Annotated in this window: 15 protein-coding genes, 1 tRNA gene and 1 pseudogene; 13 read left to right on the forward strand and 4 right to left on the reverse strand. The window is 57.6% G+C overall.

Translation table 11 applies throughout. From position 1 onward, the window contains the following. The 10 genes and pseudogenes from narH to ACS3WB_RS15295 form a co-directional block, all read left to right on the forward strand. Positions 1-457: pseudogene (narH, locus tag ACS3WB_RS15250) on the forward strand (nitrate reductase subunit beta); the annotation flags it as partial. 139 nt (positions 458-596) lie between these two features. Next, positions 597-1,625: a nitrate reductase molybdenum cofactor assembly chaperone gene (gene narJ, locus ACS3WB_RS15255; RefSeq protein ID WP_292615066.1), complete on the forward strand. Its 1,029-nt coding sequence runs from the start codon at positions 597-599 to the stop codon at positions 1,623-1,625. Between the two features lie 34 nt (positions 1,626-1,659). After that, positions 1,660-2,337 carry a respiratory nitrate reductase subunit gamma gene (gene narI, locus ACS3WB_RS15260; protein ID WP_438276337.1) on the forward strand — a complete coding sequence of 226 codons (678 nt, stop codon included), beginning with the start codon at positions 1,660-1,662 and terminating at the stop codon, positions 2,335-2,337. A 271-nt stretch (positions 2,338-2,608) separates the two neighbouring features. Then, positions 2,609-3,859, forward strand: coding sequence for an MFS transporter (locus ACS3WB_RS15265; protein WP_438276338.1), 1,251 nt, complete (start codon positions 2,609-2,611; stop codon positions 3,857-3,859). 119 nt (positions 3,860-3,978) lie between these two features. Continuing rightward, entirely contained in the window at positions 3,979-5,052 is a 1,074-nt protein-coding gene (locus ACS3WB_RS15270) for a tellurite resistance/C4-dicarboxylate transporter family protein (RefSeq protein WP_438276339.1), read from the forward strand. Between the two features lie 642 nt (positions 5,053-5,694). Continuing rightward, positions 5,695-5,771, forward strand: a tRNA-Met gene (locus tag ACS3WB_RS15275). Positions 5,772-5,956: 185 nt separating this feature from the next. Continuing rightward, positions 5,957-6,214: a conjugal transfer protein TraD gene (locus ACS3WB_RS15280; RefSeq protein WP_438276359.1), complete on the forward strand. Its 258-nt coding sequence runs from the start codon at positions 5,957-5,959 to the stop codon at positions 6,212-6,214. Between the two features lie 212 nt (positions 6,215-6,426). Continuing rightward, the gene (locus tag ACS3WB_RS15285; protein WP_438276340.1) at positions 6,427-6,930 is read left to right on the forward strand and encodes a sigma-70 family RNA polymerase sigma factor; all 504 of its coding nucleotides are present in this window, start codon (positions 6,427-6,429) and stop codon (positions 6,928-6,930) included. Positions 6,931-7,180: 250 nt separating this feature from the next. After that, entirely contained in the window at positions 7,181-8,167 is a 987-nt protein-coding gene (locus ACS3WB_RS15290; RefSeq protein ID WP_438276341.1) for a FecR family protein, read from the forward strand. A 195-nt stretch (positions 8,168-8,362) separates the two neighbouring features. After that, positions 8,363-10,861 (forward strand): TonB-dependent siderophore receptor, encoded by a 2,499-nt coding sequence (locus tag ACS3WB_RS15295; RefSeq protein WP_438276342.1) that lies wholly within the window; start codon positions 8,363-8,365, stop codon positions 10,859-10,861. 241 nt (positions 10,862-11,102) lie between these two features. Here ACS3WB_RS15295 and ACS3WB_RS15300 read toward each other — a convergent pair whose 3' ends face one another. The 4 genes from ACS3WB_RS15300 to hemP are packed head-to-tail and all read right to left on the reverse strand — an operon-like array spanning position 11,103 to position 14,195. Further along, a complete protein-coding gene (locus tag ACS3WB_RS15300) occupies positions 11,103-11,921 on the reverse strand; it encodes a heme ABC transporter ATP-binding protein (RefSeq protein WP_438276343.1) in 819 nt (272 codons plus the stop codon). After that, positions 11,918-13,015, reverse strand: a complete 1,098-nt coding sequence (locus tag ACS3WB_RS15305) for a FecCD family ABC transporter permease (protein ID WP_438276344.1) — start codon at positions 13,013-13,015, stop codon at positions 11,918-11,920. Before ACS3WB_RS15305 ends, ACS3WB_RS15300 begins: the two co-directional genes overlap by 4 nt. After that, on the reverse strand, positions 13,012-13,992 hold the full coding sequence (locus tag ACS3WB_RS15310; protein ID WP_438276345.1) for a heme/hemin ABC transporter substrate-binding protein: 981 nt from the start codon (positions 13,990-13,992) through the stop codon (positions 13,012-13,014). Before ACS3WB_RS15310 ends, ACS3WB_RS15305 begins: the two co-directional genes overlap by 4 nt. After that, positions 13,989-14,195 carry a hemin uptake protein HemP gene (hemP, locus tag ACS3WB_RS15315; RefSeq protein ID WP_438276360.1) on the reverse strand — a complete coding sequence of 69 codons (207 nt, stop codon included), beginning with the start codon at positions 14,193-14,195 and terminating at the stop codon, positions 13,989-13,991. The genes ACS3WB_RS15310 and hemP overlap by 4 nt, the downstream gene beginning before the upstream one ends. 297 nt (positions 14,196-14,492) lie before the next feature. Here hemP and ACS3WB_RS15320 point away from each other — a divergent pair, with 297 nt between their 5' ends. From ACS3WB_RS15320 to hutX, 3 genes are all read left to right on the forward strand, one after another. Further along, positions 14,493-16,820 carry a TonB-dependent hemoglobin/transferrin/lactoferrin family receptor gene (locus ACS3WB_RS15320; protein ID WP_438276346.1) on the forward strand — a complete coding sequence of 776 codons (2,328 nt, stop codon included), beginning with the start codon at positions 14,493-14,495 and terminating at the stop codon, positions 16,818-16,820. A gap of 121 nt (positions 16,821-16,941) precedes the next feature. Continuing rightward, positions 16,942-17,277, forward strand: coding sequence for an antibiotic biosynthesis monooxygenase family protein (locus ACS3WB_RS15325; RefSeq protein ID WP_438276347.1), 336 nt, complete (start codon positions 16,942-16,944; stop codon positions 17,275-17,277). A 37-nt stretch (positions 17,278-17,314) separates the two neighbouring features. Then, the gene (hutX, locus tag ACS3WB_RS15330; protein WP_438276348.1) at positions 17,315-17,830 is read left to right on the forward strand and encodes a heme utilization cystosolic carrier protein HutX; all 516 of its coding nucleotides are present in this window, start codon (positions 17,315-17,317) and stop codon (positions 17,828-17,830) included. Positions 17,831-17,921: the final 91 nt, after the last annotated feature.

Consider the following 17,921-nt stretch of genomic DNA (forward strand, 5'->3'; position numbering starts at 1 on the left):
GGGGCCGGTTCTGGCCAAGGTGGAGAACGGCGTGTACGACAACATCGCCTCCGAATCGAGGCTGGGTCCGTTGATGAGTTCGCTGGAGCGGTCGCGCGTGTCGCTGCGCTACATGGCGAGCTTGCTGGCGGGCGGCAACGAGGAGATCATCAAGGGCGTCTACAAGAAGCTGGTCGCGGTGCGCGTGTACATGCGCTCGAAGAAGGTGAAGGACATCCCGGATGAGGAGGTGCAGCGGGCGCTTGCCGAAGGCCAGACCACCGCGGCCGAGGTGGAGGCGATCTGGCGGCTGACGTCGATGCCGACCTTCGAGGAGCGCTTCGTGGTTCCGCCGATGGAGCGAGAGACGGCGGTCGACGCGCTGTTCCCGCAACTCGATCCGGTCTCGCACAACTACCCGATCCGCAAGGGCGAGGTCGGCGTCGGCTTCCACACCGACCCGGCGAGAGGACCATAGGCACTCGCCAGGCTACGCAACGCAAAGACAACGGTTGGGCTTCGGCCCAACCGGGTCTTGGCCGGGCCGCTTCGCGAAAGCGAAGGCGATGACTGCTATCGGCAACAGTGTCCGCGGACAACATTAGTTGTAGAAGATTATGAGTCGCTTTTCACATCGCGCAGAGGTTTTGTACTCGAACCGCTCCAAAGTTTTGGATCTGTTTGCTGACATCCTCGATTATCCCGCCCCAGGTTTGGATCGCAAGGCGTCCGAATGCGCGGCGCTGGTTCGCGGTGTCCAACCACAAGCGGCGGCCTTACTTGAGAGCTTTCGGAGTTTTGCTGAAGAAACCGGCATTGGAAAGCTACAGGAGGTTTATAGCGGTTTTTTTGACCTAAACTCTATATGCCATCCGTATGTCGGGTATCAGTTATTTGGCGAAAACTATAAACGCAGTATTTTTTTGGTCGAATTGAAGAAGAGTTATCGCGCCAGCGGTTTCGAATCGAGCGCTTCGGAAATTCCTGATCGCCTGTCAATTATGCTGCGGTTCGCTGCACAGAACGACGGGGAGGATATTGATGCGCTACTGAACAAGGGTTTATTGCCGGCACTTGAGCGCATGACGACAAAGCCGGAAACCGAGGGTCACCAACACGGTCATGCCGATATTGACGGCGACACAGGAATTGAACGCTCAAAGTTAGATGATCGGGAGCTACGCAAGCAGCTAAAGGATCAGCAGCGCGAAGCGCGAAAGCTGCTTGAAGGACAGAACCAAAAGGATGATCGGAAGCAACTTAGCGGTCAAAGTCAGGGTGATGTTCTTGAGGGCGGCTTCCTATTGGCGATGAGCGAAGATTACGACATTGATGAAGTTGAAAAGCGCGCCCACCCGTATCATCAGGCGCTTGATGCACTTCGTCTTTTGTTGAACGAAGGTATGACCAAGAAGCGTGCTGACCGGTCGGCAGAGCAGGAACGTGTGCTTGGCTGGACGCGGGAACGATTCAACCTCGACGAGGATGAAACCATCATGGTGTCGGAGCTTCCGTGCTCGGACCCCGGATGCCCGCCGGTTGAAACACATGTTGTGTTTTGGACGCAGGCTGGACGACAGCACTTCAAGGTTTACAAGCCACTTGCTGAGGTCGCCGCAGACGACCTACTGGATTGGCGAGCGTGAGAAGCATATCCCATGTGTGACGGAGGCAAATTCTATGTATGACGTATTCCTGTTTGCGGTTCTGCCATACTTGGCGATCGTAGTGGCGGTAATTGGAGGGGTTTACAGGTACCGTACAAACCGCTTTTCCTACTCTACGCTATCTTCTCAGCTCTTGGAGAATCGTCGGCTGTTTTGGGGCTCGGTGCCGTGGCATTATGGTATCGTAGTTGTTTTGTTAGCCCATCTGATAGGCTTTTTGGTTCCCGGTATGTGGGCCAGCCTTACAGCAACTCCGACAGCGCTGTACACGATTGAGTTGATTGGCTTTACCTTCGGTTTGGCAGCGTTGATCGGGCTCTGCGTTCTGATGGTACGCCGCTTCACGACAGAGCGTATTCTTGCGGTTACGAGTCCGATGGATGGTGTGCTGCTGGTTGCGCTGCTGGTCCAGGTTGCACTTGGCTTCTGGGTGTCACTGGCTTACCGCTGGGGTGCTGACTGGTACATCGATACGGCTGTGCCGTGGCTTATTTCTCTGGTGTCATTGAACCCGCAGACGCATTACATTTCGGCATTGCCGTTCGCAGTGAAGGCGCACATGCTTAACGGATTTGTCGTGATCGCGCTATTTCCGTTCTCGCGCTTGGTGCACCTGATCATGTTCCCATTCTGGTATCTGTGGCGGCCTTATCAGCTGCAAATCAGAAACACCGTAAGACAGGCGCACTAACGCTTGGCGCGCTGACGGGAATTTGATAAGATCATCTGGAACAAAGCTTTGAGTATCGCCGGCGAGTCATTGCTCGCCGGCGAGCGTTATTCACCAGCGCTGGTGAGGGCTTGATCTTATATATTGACTATGCTTGTCGCTCGAAGTGCGTGACTTTCACGTGCCCCGAGAGAGATCAGTTATAAGCAATAGATAGAGGTCTGGCTAAGACAATAACTTTGATTAAGAGCACCCAGCACGAATCTGCTGGATACATTTGCAGGAGCTTCCCGTGGAACATGTCGGGGTTGATAAGACGGACGAGCCTCAGGGCAATGCGAGGATTTTGTTTATATCGACCGTGGCGTTTTCGCTTGGTTTTGCGATTTGGGGGATGTTTTCCGCGCTCGCCCCTTTTCTTATTGAGTGGTATCATTTCACAAGCACTCAGGTGCTCATTCTTGCGGCAATGGAACCGTTGTTCGCGGCGGCCATCAGTATTCCTCTCGGGATCTGGACTGACAAGTTTGGCGGTCGGACCGTATTTACGATTTTGCTCGTCTGCCTTTCGGTTGTTCTGATTTTCGGAACGTTCGCCGAAGGCTATTATTCCTTCTTATTCCTCGGGATGATGCTCGGGCTGGGTGGTGCAACGTTCGTGGTCGGCAACGCTCACGTATCGTCATGGTATCCAAAATCGAGGCAGGGCATGGCTTTGGGCCTCTTTGCCCTGGGTAACGTTGGAATTACTGTCGGTATGATGGTCGTCACGTTCGTGATTACGAACCTCGTGGACGCGTCTGACCCTGAAGGTTGGCGTATCATTTTTCCGATCTTCGCCATTCCTACATTGCTGATGGCGGCGGTCTACATGTTTTTTACCTCTGACCCGCCGAATCGGAAGCTTAAGAATACGTCGATGCGCGAGATCTTTGCCGTGTACCGATCGGGCGTCGTTGTATGGCTGGTGCCTGGTCTTTACTGGGTGGCCTTTGGTACGCTTGTTTTCTTTGCTTCGACGATGCCGACCTACCTGGTCGATTATTGGCACGTCAATCCGACCAGCGCCTCGGCGTTTTATACGCCGCTGCTGGTCGTCTGCGTTGCCATTACGCGGCCACTTGGTGGCTGGCTTGCTGACAGGTATGAAGTTCTGTCACTCCTGACCTGGATGTTTGGAGTAATGTCCGTTTTAGCCGTGCTCCTCGCTCTTCAACTCTCATTGAGCTTGGAATTGGTCGCTATTTATGGGCTCGCGTTGATGTCTGGTGCCGCCGCAGCGGCCGTCATTAAGCTCATTCCGATCTATTTTGAGCATGTGGGGGCGGTCAGCGGACTGGCGAAAGCCGCGGGCGCTGCCTGTGGCTTTACGATGACGGCAATTCTGGCTGCCAGCAATTTCCTTTTGGGTGGTTACACGCTGGGTTTCGTTGTTTGGGCGTTTATGAACGCTGCTGCATTTTACGTAGCGTTCTCACGAGTCGGCTTCAGAGATGTCAAACCGATCCATGGAGCAATTGCCGAGGCTGTTCCCGCACATTGAAGTCCGTTCTTAAGAGTGGCTTTCGATGTGATATCGGTTCGTCCCAAGACGTCAATACCGCCCCGGTGCCGGGGCGGTCGCGTTAAAGCGATGTTTGAACTCAAGGTTCAGAAAGTCTAGTGCAGCCGTTCGACAAATCGAAACGTCGCTTCCGGCTTCGCCTGCGCGGTGCCCGTCGCCTTTCTCCAGCATATTTCGCTTTGGTTATGGCGACCGGGATCGTCTCCATCGCCTCGGAGCGGGCAGGCTTTCATCCAATCGCCGTCGTCCTGTTGTGGCTGAATGCAGCGCAGTTTGTCGTGCTTTGGATTTTAACGTCGTGGCGACTCGTGCGCTATCGTCGAGCATTGATTGCCGATCTGACAGATCACCGATCGGCGCCAGGATTTCTTTCCGCAGTTGCCGCTACGGGCGTGATGGCAAATCAGCTGATACTCGCTGGCGCTCTAAACCTTGCGCTGGGGCTGTGGATTTTTGGCATTTTACTTTGGATCATCCTCACCTACACGATTTTCGCCAATCTGACGATCATGGAGACCAAGCCGACCATCGATCAGGGCATTACCGGGGCGTGGTTGCTCGCGGTTGTTTCGACGCAAGCAATCTCGCTCCTCAGCGCGCTCCTCGCGCGACATATTAGTCAGCCCCTTCGTCTCGATGTTAATTTTCTTGCCCTGTCGATGTTGCTGTGGGGCGGCATGCTCTACATTTCGATCATCTCATTGATTTTCTACCGCTACATGTTTTTCAAGTTCTCGCCGGCGGATTTTGTGCCCTCATACTGGATCAATATGGGAGCGATGGCGATCTCGACGCTTGCCGGTTCGACCTTGATAGAGAACGCTGCGGATGCATGGTTTCTCGATGAACTGCTTCCTTTTCTTAAAGGGTTTACGATCTTCTTCTGGGCGGCTGGAACTTGGTGGATTCCGCTGCTTATCGTCTTGGTCGTCTGGCGGCATTTTCATCGACGATTCCCACTCAGGTACGATCCGGCCTATTGGAGTGCGGTTTTTCCGCTAGGTATGTACACGGTCTGCACTTATGAGATGGCCAGCGCCATGCGGCTTGAGTTCCTGCGCCCGATTGCCGATGTTTTTATTTATGCTGCGCTGTTGGCTTGGACGGCAGCCTTCATCGGTTTGGTCAGGAAGCTTGCGAGTAATCTGATTCCAGCCCTCAGCCCTCGCTAACAGTCGGCCCTCGCTAATAGGGTCGCGAAATTCACTGGAGTGAGTATCGAGCGCTGCTGCGATGGCTTTTGAGCGTCGATGCGACCGCCCAACTTGCGGTCACTCCCCGGGCGTCTCCTGCCGCACATCGCCCTGCGCGCGCTTCGTCCTCTGCCAACGGCTGACGCTGGCCGCGTTTACACAAAACGTTCAGCGGGTTCGCGTTGGATTGCGTCAGGACGCACCCCTGCCACCGCACGTTCCCGAAGATCGACCGATCGCTATCGACATATCTGCCGCTCCTCCGGCAGACAGCTTGAATCACCATAACGTCGATTTGGGAATCTCGACGCAATCAGATCGGGGCAGGGGTCAAGATAGTTGTTTGACGCGTTTTCTTCCCGCGACTGGTATTCGTCCTCGGATCAAGCCACGAGGATGTTTCGTTCGAAAACGCTATAGACTGCCATCGGCTTCATAAAACTCGGAAAATATCAGCAGCAGCCCTTTCCAAAGCAGACTCGTGTTGGTACATACGCTGCGCACTGCGGGCATTCGCCCGGGTCGCCTTCTCAGGAGCCTCGGGACGGTAATTAGTCGACGCCTAAAGTGTCGATAAAGTCACCCTCCGGTATGGGTTCTCGAAGGAACGCGAAAGCTTAGCGCGGGGTGGAGCAGCCCGGTAGCTCGTCAGGCTCATAACCTGAAGGTCATAGGTTCAAATCCTATCCCCGCAACCACCGATACCGACACTCCCGTGAGCCCGGCTCCGGGAGTGTCGTTTTTCGTACCCTTGCAAACGGCTTGGCGCTCGGTCCATTCGAGAATGGTCCGCAGTTCGCCATGCAAGACGATCCGCTCGGCACTGATGATGCTTGCGTCGCGTAGAGCCGCTTCACATCGGCCGAAACTCGTCCTCTCCGCCTTGCTTCCCTTTCGAACCAAGCACAAAACGAGTGCTACCCTCAAATTACGCCACCTCATCGTCAAGGTTGGCATTGTCGAATTGACCGTCGATGATCGGACGACGATCTACGGGGCGATGCTCTGGATGGCGGACAAGCTCCGAAGCGATGAGCGCGACAAGGCCTTGGCGCTCCGGGCCGCGAAGGGGAAGCAGGCATTCGCGGAAAGCATTGATCGCGGGCACCTGACTCGAGGTCGTTGTCTAGAACCAATCTAGATCATTGTAGTTGCGGACGAATTTTGGACCCCATAAACGATGGAGGTCGATTGCGCGGCGGTGACAGCGTGCCGGCGTCTTAAACCTTGGCTGTTTAACTTTAGCATCATGGTTCTTTTTGCTTCTCGTTGTGCTCGTTCGCGGCCGCTGTTGCCGGCCGAGTCCGTTTGCGCCCATGGGATGGCTTTTGGCCGGCGGCCGGCGAGGCGCTCATGAGTTGGGACCTTCACGGGCTGTTTGTGCGCCACGCGCGCGACATCGCCGCAGCGCTGCGGCGTCGGGGACTGAGCGAGGAGACAGCGGCTGACATCACCCAGGACACGTTCGTGAAGGTTCTCGTCTCGCCGCCCGGTAATTCGGTGACGGTTCATAACCCGGCGGCCTATTTGTTTCGGGTGGCGCGGAATCTCGGCATCGATCACCAGCGCCGCGAGCGGGTGTTGCGTCGCGTTGATCTGTCGGCCGAGGATTTTGCCGCGATCGTCGACCCGACGCCATCCCCGGAAGCGGCCGTCTACGACCGCCAGAAGCTGGCGCTCACCAAGGCTGCGCTCTCTGAGCTGCCCGAGCGCACTCGTCTCGCATTCCAAATGCACCGGCTCGATGACATGACGATTGCCGAGGTCGCCGCCGAGCTCAGTCTCTCGACCTCCCGGGTTTGGTCGCTGATCCGGGATGCCTACGATCACATCGATGCCCGGCTGACCGGCCTCTGATAGGCTGCTGTTCGAAAAAACTGAAAACTCGGGCCCGCCGTTCGTCTTCTTCGATAGGGAAGGCTTCGCCTGCACGGCCAGCGTCCCGACTCCGAAGTTCGTGGGATTTCGCAGCACCTCCTCAGCGAATGTCGGACTCGAAAGGACGCTAGCGACTCTATAAATCTCGTGTGGTTCAGGTTCAGAAGTTCGCCCGGACAGTTCGCCGGGCAAATGAAGCACACGAGCGCGGGATGATGGACACACGCGAATGACCGAAGCGCCAGCAGAGGACCGCCGATTGTTCCATGAAGCGGCGGACCTTGCCATCCGCCTCCAGAACGATCCTGCCAACCCTGTTTCCGTCGACATGGTGCGGGCATGGGTGGCACGCAGTCCGCGGCACGAGGCAGCCTGGGCCAGGGTCGCCGCAATCCACGGCATGACCGGGAAGGTTTTGACCGAACAGCGCAAGGCCGAGCGCAAAGCGGAGCGAAAGATCGCCGAGGGCGGAGTTGCGGGCATGTCGCGGCGCACGCTGGTCATCGGCGGCCTGATCGGCGTTGGCGCTGCCGCGGCTGGATCGGTGGCGGTGCCGCGCGCCCTCATGAGCGCGAGGGCGGACTATATGACGTCCACCGCCGAAATCCGGCGCGTCACCTTGTCCGACGGCAGCGAGATCACAGTGGGTCCCGACAGCGCGGTCGCGATCGATTTCACCAGCGCGCGCAGGACCATCGCACTGTTGGCGGGAATGGCCTATTTCGACGTGGCGCGCGATGCCGCGCGCCCCTTCTCGGTCTTGTCCGGCGATCTTGCGGCGACGGCGCTCGGCACCGCCTTCGACGTGTCAAATGATGCGGGATTCGTTTCGGTCTCCGTGGACCGCGGCACGGTCGAGGCGAAAGCGGCAGATTCCGGGCTTCGCCTCGGAGAACGATTGAATCCCGGCGACTGGATCACCTTCGACAACGCCTCGCACGGGGTCGTCCGCGGCACGCGGGAGGTCTCGCAGATCGCGGCGTGGCGGGAGGGGATGATCGTGGCGGAGCGGGAGACCGTCTCCGCGATGGTCGCCAGGATCGCTCGCTGGCAGCCGGGAAGCGTCGTCATGGCCGATCCGTTTCTCGGCTCCCGCGTGGTGAGCGGCGTGTTCGATCTTGCTGATCCGGTCGGGGCGCTCGAAGCCGTGGTTCGCCCGTTCGGCGCGAAGGTGCGCAGCATCTCGCGCTTCATGACCGTGATCTCGCCGGTCTGAAAAATCTCCCGCCAGAAAAAACAGAAAATTTCGACAGCCCGTTCGTAAAGCCCAATAAGGGACCGCATCGAGCAGTGAGCGGCCGGTCCCGAATGACATTTCGGGGGTGGTTCGGATATGGGGCAAGAGTTTCCGGGGCATGGGTCTCGCAGGGGCGATTTTTGCAAAAGCGATTTTTGCAAAGGTGTCAGCAAAGTGCTGATTGCGGCGCTGCTGGCGACGACGGCGGTCGTGGGCAGCGGCACGGTCATTCAGGGCCAGGCGCTGGCGCAGGCTCAAGCCGGTTTCAACATCCCAGCCGGCCCGTTGAATCAAGCCTTGGCCGCGTTCGGCAGGCAGTCGGGAATCCAGCTCTCCTATGAAGCCTCCATCGCGAGCGGCAAGACCTCGCCGGGTATTCAGGGAACGGCGACGCGCGAGCAGGCCATTGCGCGCATCCTGCAAGGCTCCGGCCTGAGCTATTCCTTCAAGGATGCGCGAAACGTGCTGATTACCCAGCCGAGCGCGACGGCGGGCGGCGCGAACGTGGCCGGCGCGATCTCGCTCGATACCATCGATGTGCAGGGTGCATCCTCGAGCGATCCCGGCAGGACCGAAGGCACGGGTTCCTACACCACGGATCAGTCGTCATTCGGCAAGGGGCAGACGCTCAGGGAATTGCCGCAGACGGTCTCGGTGATGACGCACCAGCGCATTCAGGACCAAAGAATGACGACCGTTGAAGATGCGCTGGAGTACACACCCGGCATCACGGCTATGCGCTCATCCACTAATAGCTTCACCTTCTATTCCCGGGGCTTCCAGATCACAAATTACCAGATTGACGGCAACAGCCCGTTCTATGGGGGCGGTGATGGTTACAATATGCAGGGTCTGGATCTTGCCATGTATGACCGCGTCGAAGTCATGCGCGGGTCTGATGCGCTCTATGGCACGTCTGGCGAGCCGGGCGGTGTCGTCAATCTGGTGCGCAAGAAGCCGACGAAGCAGTTTCACATGAATGCGGCGGTCAGCGGCGGAAGCTGGGACAACTACCGAGGCGATCTGGATGTGAGCGGCGCGCTCACCGAGAACGGCAGCGTTCGCGCGCGTCTTGTCGGCGCCTATGAGGATCGAAAGTACTTCTATAAATACGCCAAGAGTAAAAAGTATCTGCTTTACGGGATCGTCGAAGCCGACGTTACTGACAGCACGATGCTGACCGTGGGCAGCAATGTCATGCACCAGAATTTTGATGGATATAATCTCTTTGGCCTTCCGCGCTATTCGAATGGAGCCGATATCGGCCTTCCGCGCAATTTCTACCTTGGTGGCCCCGATGATTACTGGCTGAGAAATAACACCAAGCACTTCGTTCGCATTGATCAGGAGCTTGGAACAAACTGGACCCTCGGAATCGAGGCGTCGCGAGGTTTAAGCAAGAATAACCGTCGCGATATGTCGTGGGCTACATATATCGATCCGGCCACTGGCACAGGGCCCGGAACATTCAGAGACAGAGATTTCAATTACGATGATACACAGGACACGCTCGACGCCGTGCTGAAAGGTTCATTCCATCTGCTTGGCGGTGAACACAAGGTGACTTTGGGAGCGAATATCAATAAGCGCAATTTTGACATGGCGTTGAGATGGCGCGACTCCAACGTTCCCCTGTCTCCCAACATCTTCGAGTACAATCCGTTCGATCATATTTCAAATCTACCCTACTATCCCACGTCTCGTTTTAAGGACAAGATCGTTCAGAAGGGGGTTTATGGATCGCTCGTCGCTCAACTTGCGGTCCCTCTGAAGTTGATCCTCGGAGGGCGGTTGAGTTGGTATAAATACGATAGCACCTCAGATAGTTTGGATCGGAATACGGGGGCCGTCACTGGCACATCTTTCGCTGGATACGAGGACAACAAGGTATTCACCCCTTATCTTGGTTTGGTCCACGATCTCTCCGAACGATGGTCGGCCTATGCGAGCTTTGCTGAAACCTACGTACCGCAGGCAAACTATCATAAGGGTCCTTTGCCCGGCACGCCGCTCAGTCCCGTAACCGGGCGTACCTACGAGGTTGGCGTCAAGGGTAGTCTTCTCAATGGTCGCCTGAATACAACGCTCGCGCTGTATCATATCAAGCGCAACGGTCAGGCGATACAAGACCGCGCATATCCACCCACTCCCGGTGATCTCGGCAGTAATTGTTGTTATCTCGATAGCGGCCGCGTCATCAGTCAAGGTGTCGATTTTGAAGTGAGCGGCGAGGTCGCGGATGGCTGGAAAATTCATGCCGGCTATACCTTCAACGACAACGAGAACAAGGCGGAGGGTGGCCGCTACAGTACGGTCACGCCCAAGCATCTGTTCAAATTATGGACAACCTACGCGTTGCAGGGTCCGCTTGAAGGCTGGAAGATCGGCGGCGGCGTGACCGCGCAAAGCTCATACTACCAGAGCGGGTTAATAAGGACATTCGTCAACGGACATTATGAGGGTCCCATGACACCCTTTGAATTTACCGAGCCGGGCCGCGCGGTGGTCGATCTATTTGTTCAATACCAAGTCGATAAGAACTGGTCCGTCGCTCTCAACGTCAACAATGTTTTCGACAAGAAATATTACTACGTTACGGATCAGAATCCGTACGCTGGTAACTATTATGGCGAGCCCCGCAACTTCCTGCTGACCACGCGGGCGAACTTTTAAGTATCCGCTGTCGAGGCAATTTTTGATGGTCGCCGCGCTTTGCTCGACGTGACTGCCAAGGATATGAAGGATGGACTTGCGCCGTCTTCGCTACATCGCCGCCCATGCGACAGCGCAAATATGGTTTGATACGGCGCACCTGCGCCTCCGACAGCAACAACAAATCAACCATGGCGATGCCCTTCAGCATCCCCATTGAATCAATCCGTCTGGCTCGCAACAAATTTAGCAGGTCGAGAGCCTAGGCAGATCTTGAGACATTTTCGGATTCTATTGGTTTCATCGCCTGAGGCAGCAAGATAGGGCTGCCATCGCTGTGATGCTGAATATTGGCGTGAACTTCGAACACCTTTCGAATCATTTCGTCGGTGATAGTTCGTTTGGGGATGTCGTCAGCCGCGATGACGCCATGGTGAATCATAATGATACGGGTAGCGAACCGTACGGCCAGATTGAGGTCGTGTAGGACTGCGATCACGGCTGTCCCGTTACGAGCACGTCGTCCGGCGATTTCGACCAGTTCGATCTGATGTCGCAGGTCGAGACTTGATGTTGGTTCGTCAAGCAACAGCAATCCAGGGCCGTGAAGGGCTTCGCCGCGTGCCAATTGAACAAGGACGCGTGCAAAATGCACGCGCTGCTGCTCGCCGCCCGAGAGGGTTGGCAGTTGGCGGTAGCGGAGCGGCCGCACCGCGACTTCGTCCACAGCCGCCTCGACCAGCGGTTGCGCGGCGGCGGCGCTCATGTCGCCGGCGCCCATGCGTACGATCTCCTCGACCGTAAATGGAAACGTGACGCTGACGTGTTGCGACAGCATCGCGCGATGAGTTGCCAGTTGCGCCGGGGAGTAGGATTGCAGGTTGGCTTGTTTGAGTTTGACGTAGCCGCGCGTCGGCTGAAGGTCGCCGGAGAGCAGGCGAAGAAGGGTGGACTTTCCCGCGCCATTAGGGCCGACGATTGCGACCATCTCTCCGCCCTCAACGCTGAGGTCGACGCCATCAACCAGCGTGGTGCCGTTGATCTGCATCGTCACTGAGCAGGTTTCGATGACCGGTGTCATAGTCCGGCCAGGCCTCGCTGCCGAAGCAGGATTGCAAGGAAGAATGGCGCGCCGATCGCTGCTGTCAGAATACCGATTGGCATCTCGGCGGGTGCAACAAGGGTCCGGGCCATGGTGTCGGCGCCGACGACCAAAACTGCACCGAGCAGCGCCGATGCCGGCAGTAGCATCCGGTGGCCGGGGCCGATCATCAATCGGAGGAGGTGCGGAACGACAATGCCAATGAAGCCGACAACTCCGCAGATCGAAACGGCAACGCCGGTCATGGCCGAGATCAGAACGATCGAGACACGCTTCAGCCATTCAACGTTGATGCCGCTGTGGAATGCTTCGGATTCGCCAAGTACGATAACGTCCAAACCTCTCCCGATCCAGACGCAGGCAATCATCCCGACAGCAAGGACCGGTGCAATCATCAGTGTCTTGCTCCAGGTCGAACCGCTCAGCGAGCCAAGCAGCCAGAACGTGATGTCGCGCAACTGGCGATCATCCGCAATGAACACGAGAAGCCCAAGTCCGGCATTGGCGATCGCTGCGATGGCCAGACCGGCCAGGAGGAAAATTGCAATCGATGTTCGCCCCGCGCGGCTGGCAATGCCGTAAAGGATCAGGGTGGTTGCAAGCGAACCCAGAAACGCAGCCATTGGCAAGAGTGCGTTCTGCATGAAGCGGAAGGCATCGCCGTAGCTGCTGTCCACGAGAACGATGGCTCCCGCAGCCGCAAACGCGCCACCGCTGGAAACGCCGACCAGCGCCGGATCGGCCAGAGGATTACGAAACAGGCCTTGCATGATTGCGCCGGATGTTGCGAGCAGTCCGCCCACCACGGCTGCCGCCAGAATACGCGGGATGCGGATCGACCACAGCACAAGCTGGTCGCGCGCCGGGAGCGTGTCGACCTGTTCGCTCGCCCAAAGCCCCAAGGCCGCCGGAACGCGGCCAAGGGGAATGCCGGCGGCGCCCACCGTCACCGCAATGGTCGCCGCGGCTGTCAATGCCAGCAGCAGGCATCCAAATGTAAGTGCGGACGAAGGGCGCAAAATGATGCTTGCGCGTGACAGCTTGGCATTTTCACCCCCATCGATTGCAGTCATTTCAGACAATCGACGGTCGGTGCCGCAGGAGTAAACGTCTTGGCCTCGGATGCAAGCGCCGGATAGAGCCGAACCGACAAATCGCGTGCAGCGACAGCGGTTCTTGGCCCGAATCCGAGAAGATACAGTCCTTCCATGGAAATGAACGACTTGTTCGTTGCAACCGGCGTCAATGCGAAGGCTGGATGCCGATAGATCGCATCGGCGTTCAGCGAGTCCTTCCCCCTGTCGATGGACAGGACGACGTCCGGCTTGGCAGCGACGATCGCCTCGTCGTTAATCGGCTTGTAGCCTTCATACTCGCTGATGGCATTGACGCCTCCAGACAGCTTGATGATCTCGTCAGCGGCGGTGTGACGCCCCGCCGCCATGGCGCGCCCGTTCACCAGCGACATCACAAACATGACGCGAACCGGCTTATCGACCTTGGCTCGCAGCGCCTTCAGTTGAACGAGGTCCTTTGCAACGGCTGCGGTGAGACAGGCGGCACGCGCGTCAGCTCCCAGCGCGTGCCCCACCAGCGAGATCTTGTCGAGGATACCCTGCTCGGAATAGGTCTCGGGCACAAGAACAAGCGGCACCTTCGCCGCTTGCAGAACGTCCAGCGTCTCCTTCGGTCCCGATCCCTGCATCGCAAAGATCACCGAAGGGTTCAATCCGAGGACACCTTCCGAGGATAGCTGGCGCATGTAACCGACATTCGGCATCTTGAGAGCGGCCGCGGGATAGAGGCTGGTTGAATCGACGCCGACGACATGGTTTTCAAGTCCAAGAGCGTAGAGAATCTCGGTGACCGCGCCGCCGATCGCTACGATGCGCGACGGATCGCCGACCGTGACGCCATGGCCGCTCGCGTCGCGCACCATAATTCCGCCGGCTCGCGACGGAATGGCGGACAGGATTGTCGCGACCGTCGCTATTACAAATATAAAAGCGACGATCGGTCGCTTCGAAAACGGTGTGGAGCGTGGGTTCATTTGGTCAGGATCAGCTTGTTTTGCGACGTCAGCCGCAAGCGGTAACTCTCGCTGCCGTGCGCGATAATGAGTTCACGGCTGCCGGAGAACAGTTCTTTGCTGTCGAGCATGTTTCCTCGCATTGCGATGGTGCGCTCTCCGACGGGGGGCGTGTCTCCGTGACCTTTCAGATCCTTGTGATTCGTCCGTGATATTTCAGTCATGCGGCCGCCCGACCTGTCTGGAGCGCTCAGAACTTCTTTACAGGTGCGCGCCGTCTCAAACCAACCACTGCAGATTACAATCAATGTAAACAAACGCACGAATGGTTGACCTTATCGGAACCCCTTCTTATTCCCGAGACGAAGCGTGCGCTCCGGGGAGTGCATGTCACTGACAGGCAGCCAGCAAGCCACTGCATCGACCGCAGCGCCCGCCAGCCGAGCCCGACGAAAGACATCGTAGACTGGGGTCGCGGGACAATGAAGGTCGGCGGGACTGGGCGTTCGTGCGCCTTGAAGATGAGTGTTTCCATTGTTGCGATGTCGCTGACGGCGACCGGTGTCACCTTTGCGCAGCAAGCGCCCGGCGCCGCTCCTTCAGAGCGGTCAGCCGAGCTTCCAAGTCCAACAAAACGCAAGCGTGCTGCCGTATGGCAGCGAGCATCTACCGGGGCGGCCGCGCTCAACGCGCGGGCGCAGATCGGTTCTCAGACCGTCGTGCCGCTCGACATGATCACTGTGACGGCGACGAAAACTGAAGAACGAGCCATTGACGCGCTCGCGCCGGTTAGCGTGGTGACGCTTGAGCAGATCCAGGGACTTCAGCCGGGACGGATATCGGATATCTTCCGAGCCATGCCCGGTGTCACGTTCCAGGACCGCGGCGACGATCCGTCCAGTTCCATCAATATTCGCGGCTTGCAGGATTTCGGCCGGGTCGCCGTCGTCATTGATGGTGCGCGCCAGAACTATCAACGCACCGGCCATAATGCCAACGGCTCTTTCTTTCTCGACCCGGAACTGATCGGCGGGGTGGATGTCACGCGCGGACCAACAGCCAACATCTATGGCTCGGGCGCGATCGGCGGCGTCGCATCCTTTCGCACCAAGGACATCAATGATGTTCTTCATCCGGGCGAGCGCTGGGGCGTAGACATGACGGGCTCGTACGGCACCAACAACAACCGGGGACTGGGTTCGATCTTCGGCGGCGTTCGTCTTGATCCGACCGTCGATGTGTTCGGTGGCGCGGTCTATCGCACGCAAGAGAACTACCAGGACGGCGCGGGGACCGAGATCGGCAATACCGGTAATGATATTGCGGCCGGCTTGATGAAGGTAACGGTCCGTCCGGCCGAAGGGCACGAAATCAAGTTCGGCGGATTGTTCCAAGACTACCAATACAGTATCGGCCAGTTCAATAGGGGGCCGACGACCACAGCCGCCCAGCGTGCGCTCAATCAGGGTTCATCTGTCTACGCCTCGGATGCCAAGAACTATATGGGTACGCTGAACTGGCGCTATTCGAAGCCGGACGACAGGCTGTTCGACTGGAACATGTCGTTGTATGGCAATCGCGTCGATAACGATCAGACCAAGACCTATCATTACTCAACCAGCGGTGCGGCCTATTGCGGTCCCGGCGTCACCGGCAACAATATCTCCGGCTGTGTCGGCGACAAGCGGGGCTACCTGCTCGACACGATCGGTCTCGACGTCAACAACACGTCCCGCTTCGACATCGGAAACTGGCAAAACGCAGTGACCTACGGCTTCGACATCTTCAACGATGACGTCCGAACCACCGACTCGCGCGGCAATTCCAACATCACGACGCCCAGCGGTAGCCGGACTGTTTCCGGCGGTTTCGTGCAACTACGGAACAAGTATGATAGCTGGCTCGAAGTCATCAGCGCCGTTCGCTACGACCGCTATGAACTGAATTCAGCGGGGACGACGTTGGGCCAAACGTCATCCAGCGGCGAGCGGCTTTCGCCGAAGGTGACCGTCGGGGTCACACCGGTTGTCGGATTTACGCCCTACGCCAGTTATGCCGAAGGCTATCGCGCGCCCTCAATCACCGAGACGTTGATTGCGGGCGCCCATGCAACGGGTGGTGGACCGGCCTTTTTCAATTGTCCGGATGGCACCAGCGGGCTGTTCTGCTTCCTGCCCAATCCGAACCTGCGGCCTGAAGTCGGCAAGACCAAGGAAATCGGCATCAATCTCAAATACGACGGAGTCCTGACGGCGGGTGATGCGTTCCGTGCGAAGTTCAACGTCTTCCGCAACGATGTCGAGGATTATATCGATCTGGTCGCCTCGCCTCCGACGATGACGATGTTCGGGCCGTTCAGCCAATATTACCAATATCAGAATATCGCGGACGCCCGGATCGAAGGCTTCGAGTTCGAGACCACCTATGATGCCGGTGACTGGTTCGTCGGTGTGGCCGGTAACGTTCAGCGCGGCAAGAACACAGCCACGAATACAGGCCTAACCACTGTGCAGCCACGCAAAGTCACGACCACCGCCGGTGTGCGATTGCTGGACCGAAAGCTGATCCTGTCGGCGCAGTGGTCATCTTATGCTGCGCTGACGGATCTTCCGGCAGGCTATCTGCCCTCGACAGCCTATGACCTGGTTAACCTGTATCTGACCTATCAGGCGAACAAGGATGTCATCTTGACGGCGTCGATCCAGAACCTGCTGAATGAATATTATCGACCTTACGCGATCCCGGGATCGTCGACTGACGGCACGACCCAGAACGACGTGCTGTTCAGCAGTCCGGGTCCGGGGATTGTTTTCAAGGCCGGCTTGAAGGTTCATTTTGGCGGCGCGTGACATCGATTCTGACGTGACTGTCACTGAATCGCGATGATGCCCCGGCGCGGTTCGTTTTTCATTTTGCCGCGGCGATGCAAAAATGCAGAGTACACCGAGCGTGAAGCAGGAGGATACCAGGATGTTTATCGCGATGAACCGTTTCCAGGTTAAACCAGGTTCCGAAGCCGCGTTCGAAAAGGTCTGGGCAACGCGTGAATCCTACCTTGGGACCATGCCCGGCTTCATCGAGTTCCATCTCCTGAAGGGACCAACATCCGAGGATCACACGCTTTACGCGAGCCATACTACCTGGGCTGATCGCGCCGCGTTTGAAGGATGGACGAAGTCTGAGGCCTTTCGCCAGGCGCATGCGCGCGCCGACAACCAGACAGGCGAGAGTCTGTACCTTGGTCACCCGAAGTTCGAAGGGTTTGAGATCATCCAGAGCGAACGGAAGTCGGACGTTGCGGCGTGAAGTCGTTCTCGACCCGTCATATCGCTGGAGGACCAATGTGACCGGCACGACTGTTTCCGATCTGAAAGCCTATCTGGCAGAAAATCCTGGAGCGGTGATCGAGGATGTAGCGCGTGACCGCAACGTGTCGCCGCAGACCGTGATCGAAGCATTGCCGCCCGGCATGGTGAAGTTCTGTCAGGGCAGCGCGTTCACAGAGGCCATGCAGGACATCGCGCAATGGGGGGAGGTGACTTTCATTGTTCACACCGCTGATGCGATCTTTGAATTCACCGGCCCGGTTCCGAATGGCGAGGTCGGCCGCGGCTATTTCAATCTGATGCAGCCGAAAGGCTTGCACGGACATCTGCGGCATGATCGGTGCGCTGCCGTTGCCTTTGTCGAACGCCCCTTCATGGGCAAGTCTTCGGCATTCGTCGCGTTCCTGAATGTCGATGGCGGCGTGATGTTCAAAGTGTTCGTAGGGCGGGATGAAGTGAAAGCCTTGCGACAGGATCAACTTGATCGATTCCGCGCGCTGGCTGAGCGTTTCGGCGCCGTGTCGGTACGCTAGGAGAGCGTGTTCATCGGACGAAGAAGTCGTGTGGAGTGCAAAGTGGAAATTGAGGCTGCGCAGACGAGTCCCGTGGCTCAAAGTTGGAACG

The sequence above is a fragment of the Nitrobacter sp. genome (genome assembly GCF_051535215.1).
GTDB lineage: Bacteria > Pseudomonadota > Alphaproteobacteria > Rhizobiales > Xanthobacteraceae > Nitrobacter.

Coding starts and splice junctions, on each gene's coding strand:
- ACS3WB_RS15300 (WP_438276343.1), bottom strand. CDS start 11,921: ATGACACCGGTCATCGAAACCTGCTCAGTGACGATGCAGATCAACGGC.
- ACS3WB_RS15310 (WP_438276345.1), bottom strand. CDS start 13,992: ATGAACCCACGCTCCACACCGTTTTCGAAGCGACCGATCGTCGCTTTT.
- ACS3WB_RS15290 (WP_438276341.1), top strand. CDS start 7,181: ATGACCGAAGCGCCAGCAGAGGACCGCCGATTGTTCCATGAAGCGGCG.
- narI (WP_438276337.1), top strand. CDS start 1,660: ATGTATGACGTATTCCTGTTTGCGGTTCTGCCATACTTGGCGATCGTA.
- ACS3WB_RS15325 (WP_438276347.1), top strand. CDS start 16,942: ATGTTTATCGCGATGAACCGTTTCCAGGTTAAACCAGGTTCCGAAGCC.
- narJ (WP_292615066.1), top strand. CDS start 597: ATGAGTCGCTTTTCACATCGCGCAGAGGTTTTGTACTCGAACCGCTCC.
- ACS3WB_RS15320 (WP_438276346.1), top strand. CDS start 14,493: ATGAGTGTTTCCATTGTTGCGATGTCGCTGACGGCGACCGGTGTCACC.
- ACS3WB_RS15285 (WP_438276340.1), top strand. CDS start 6,427: ATGAGTTGGGACCTTCACGGGCTGTTTGTGCGCCACGCGCGCGACATC.
- ACS3WB_RS15305 (WP_438276344.1), bottom strand. CDS start 13,015: ATGACTGCAATCGATGGGGGTGAAAATGCCAAGCTGTCACGCGCAAGC.
- hemP (WP_438276360.1), bottom strand. CDS start 14,195: ATGACTGAAATATCACGGACGAATCACAAGGATCTGAAAGGTCACGGA.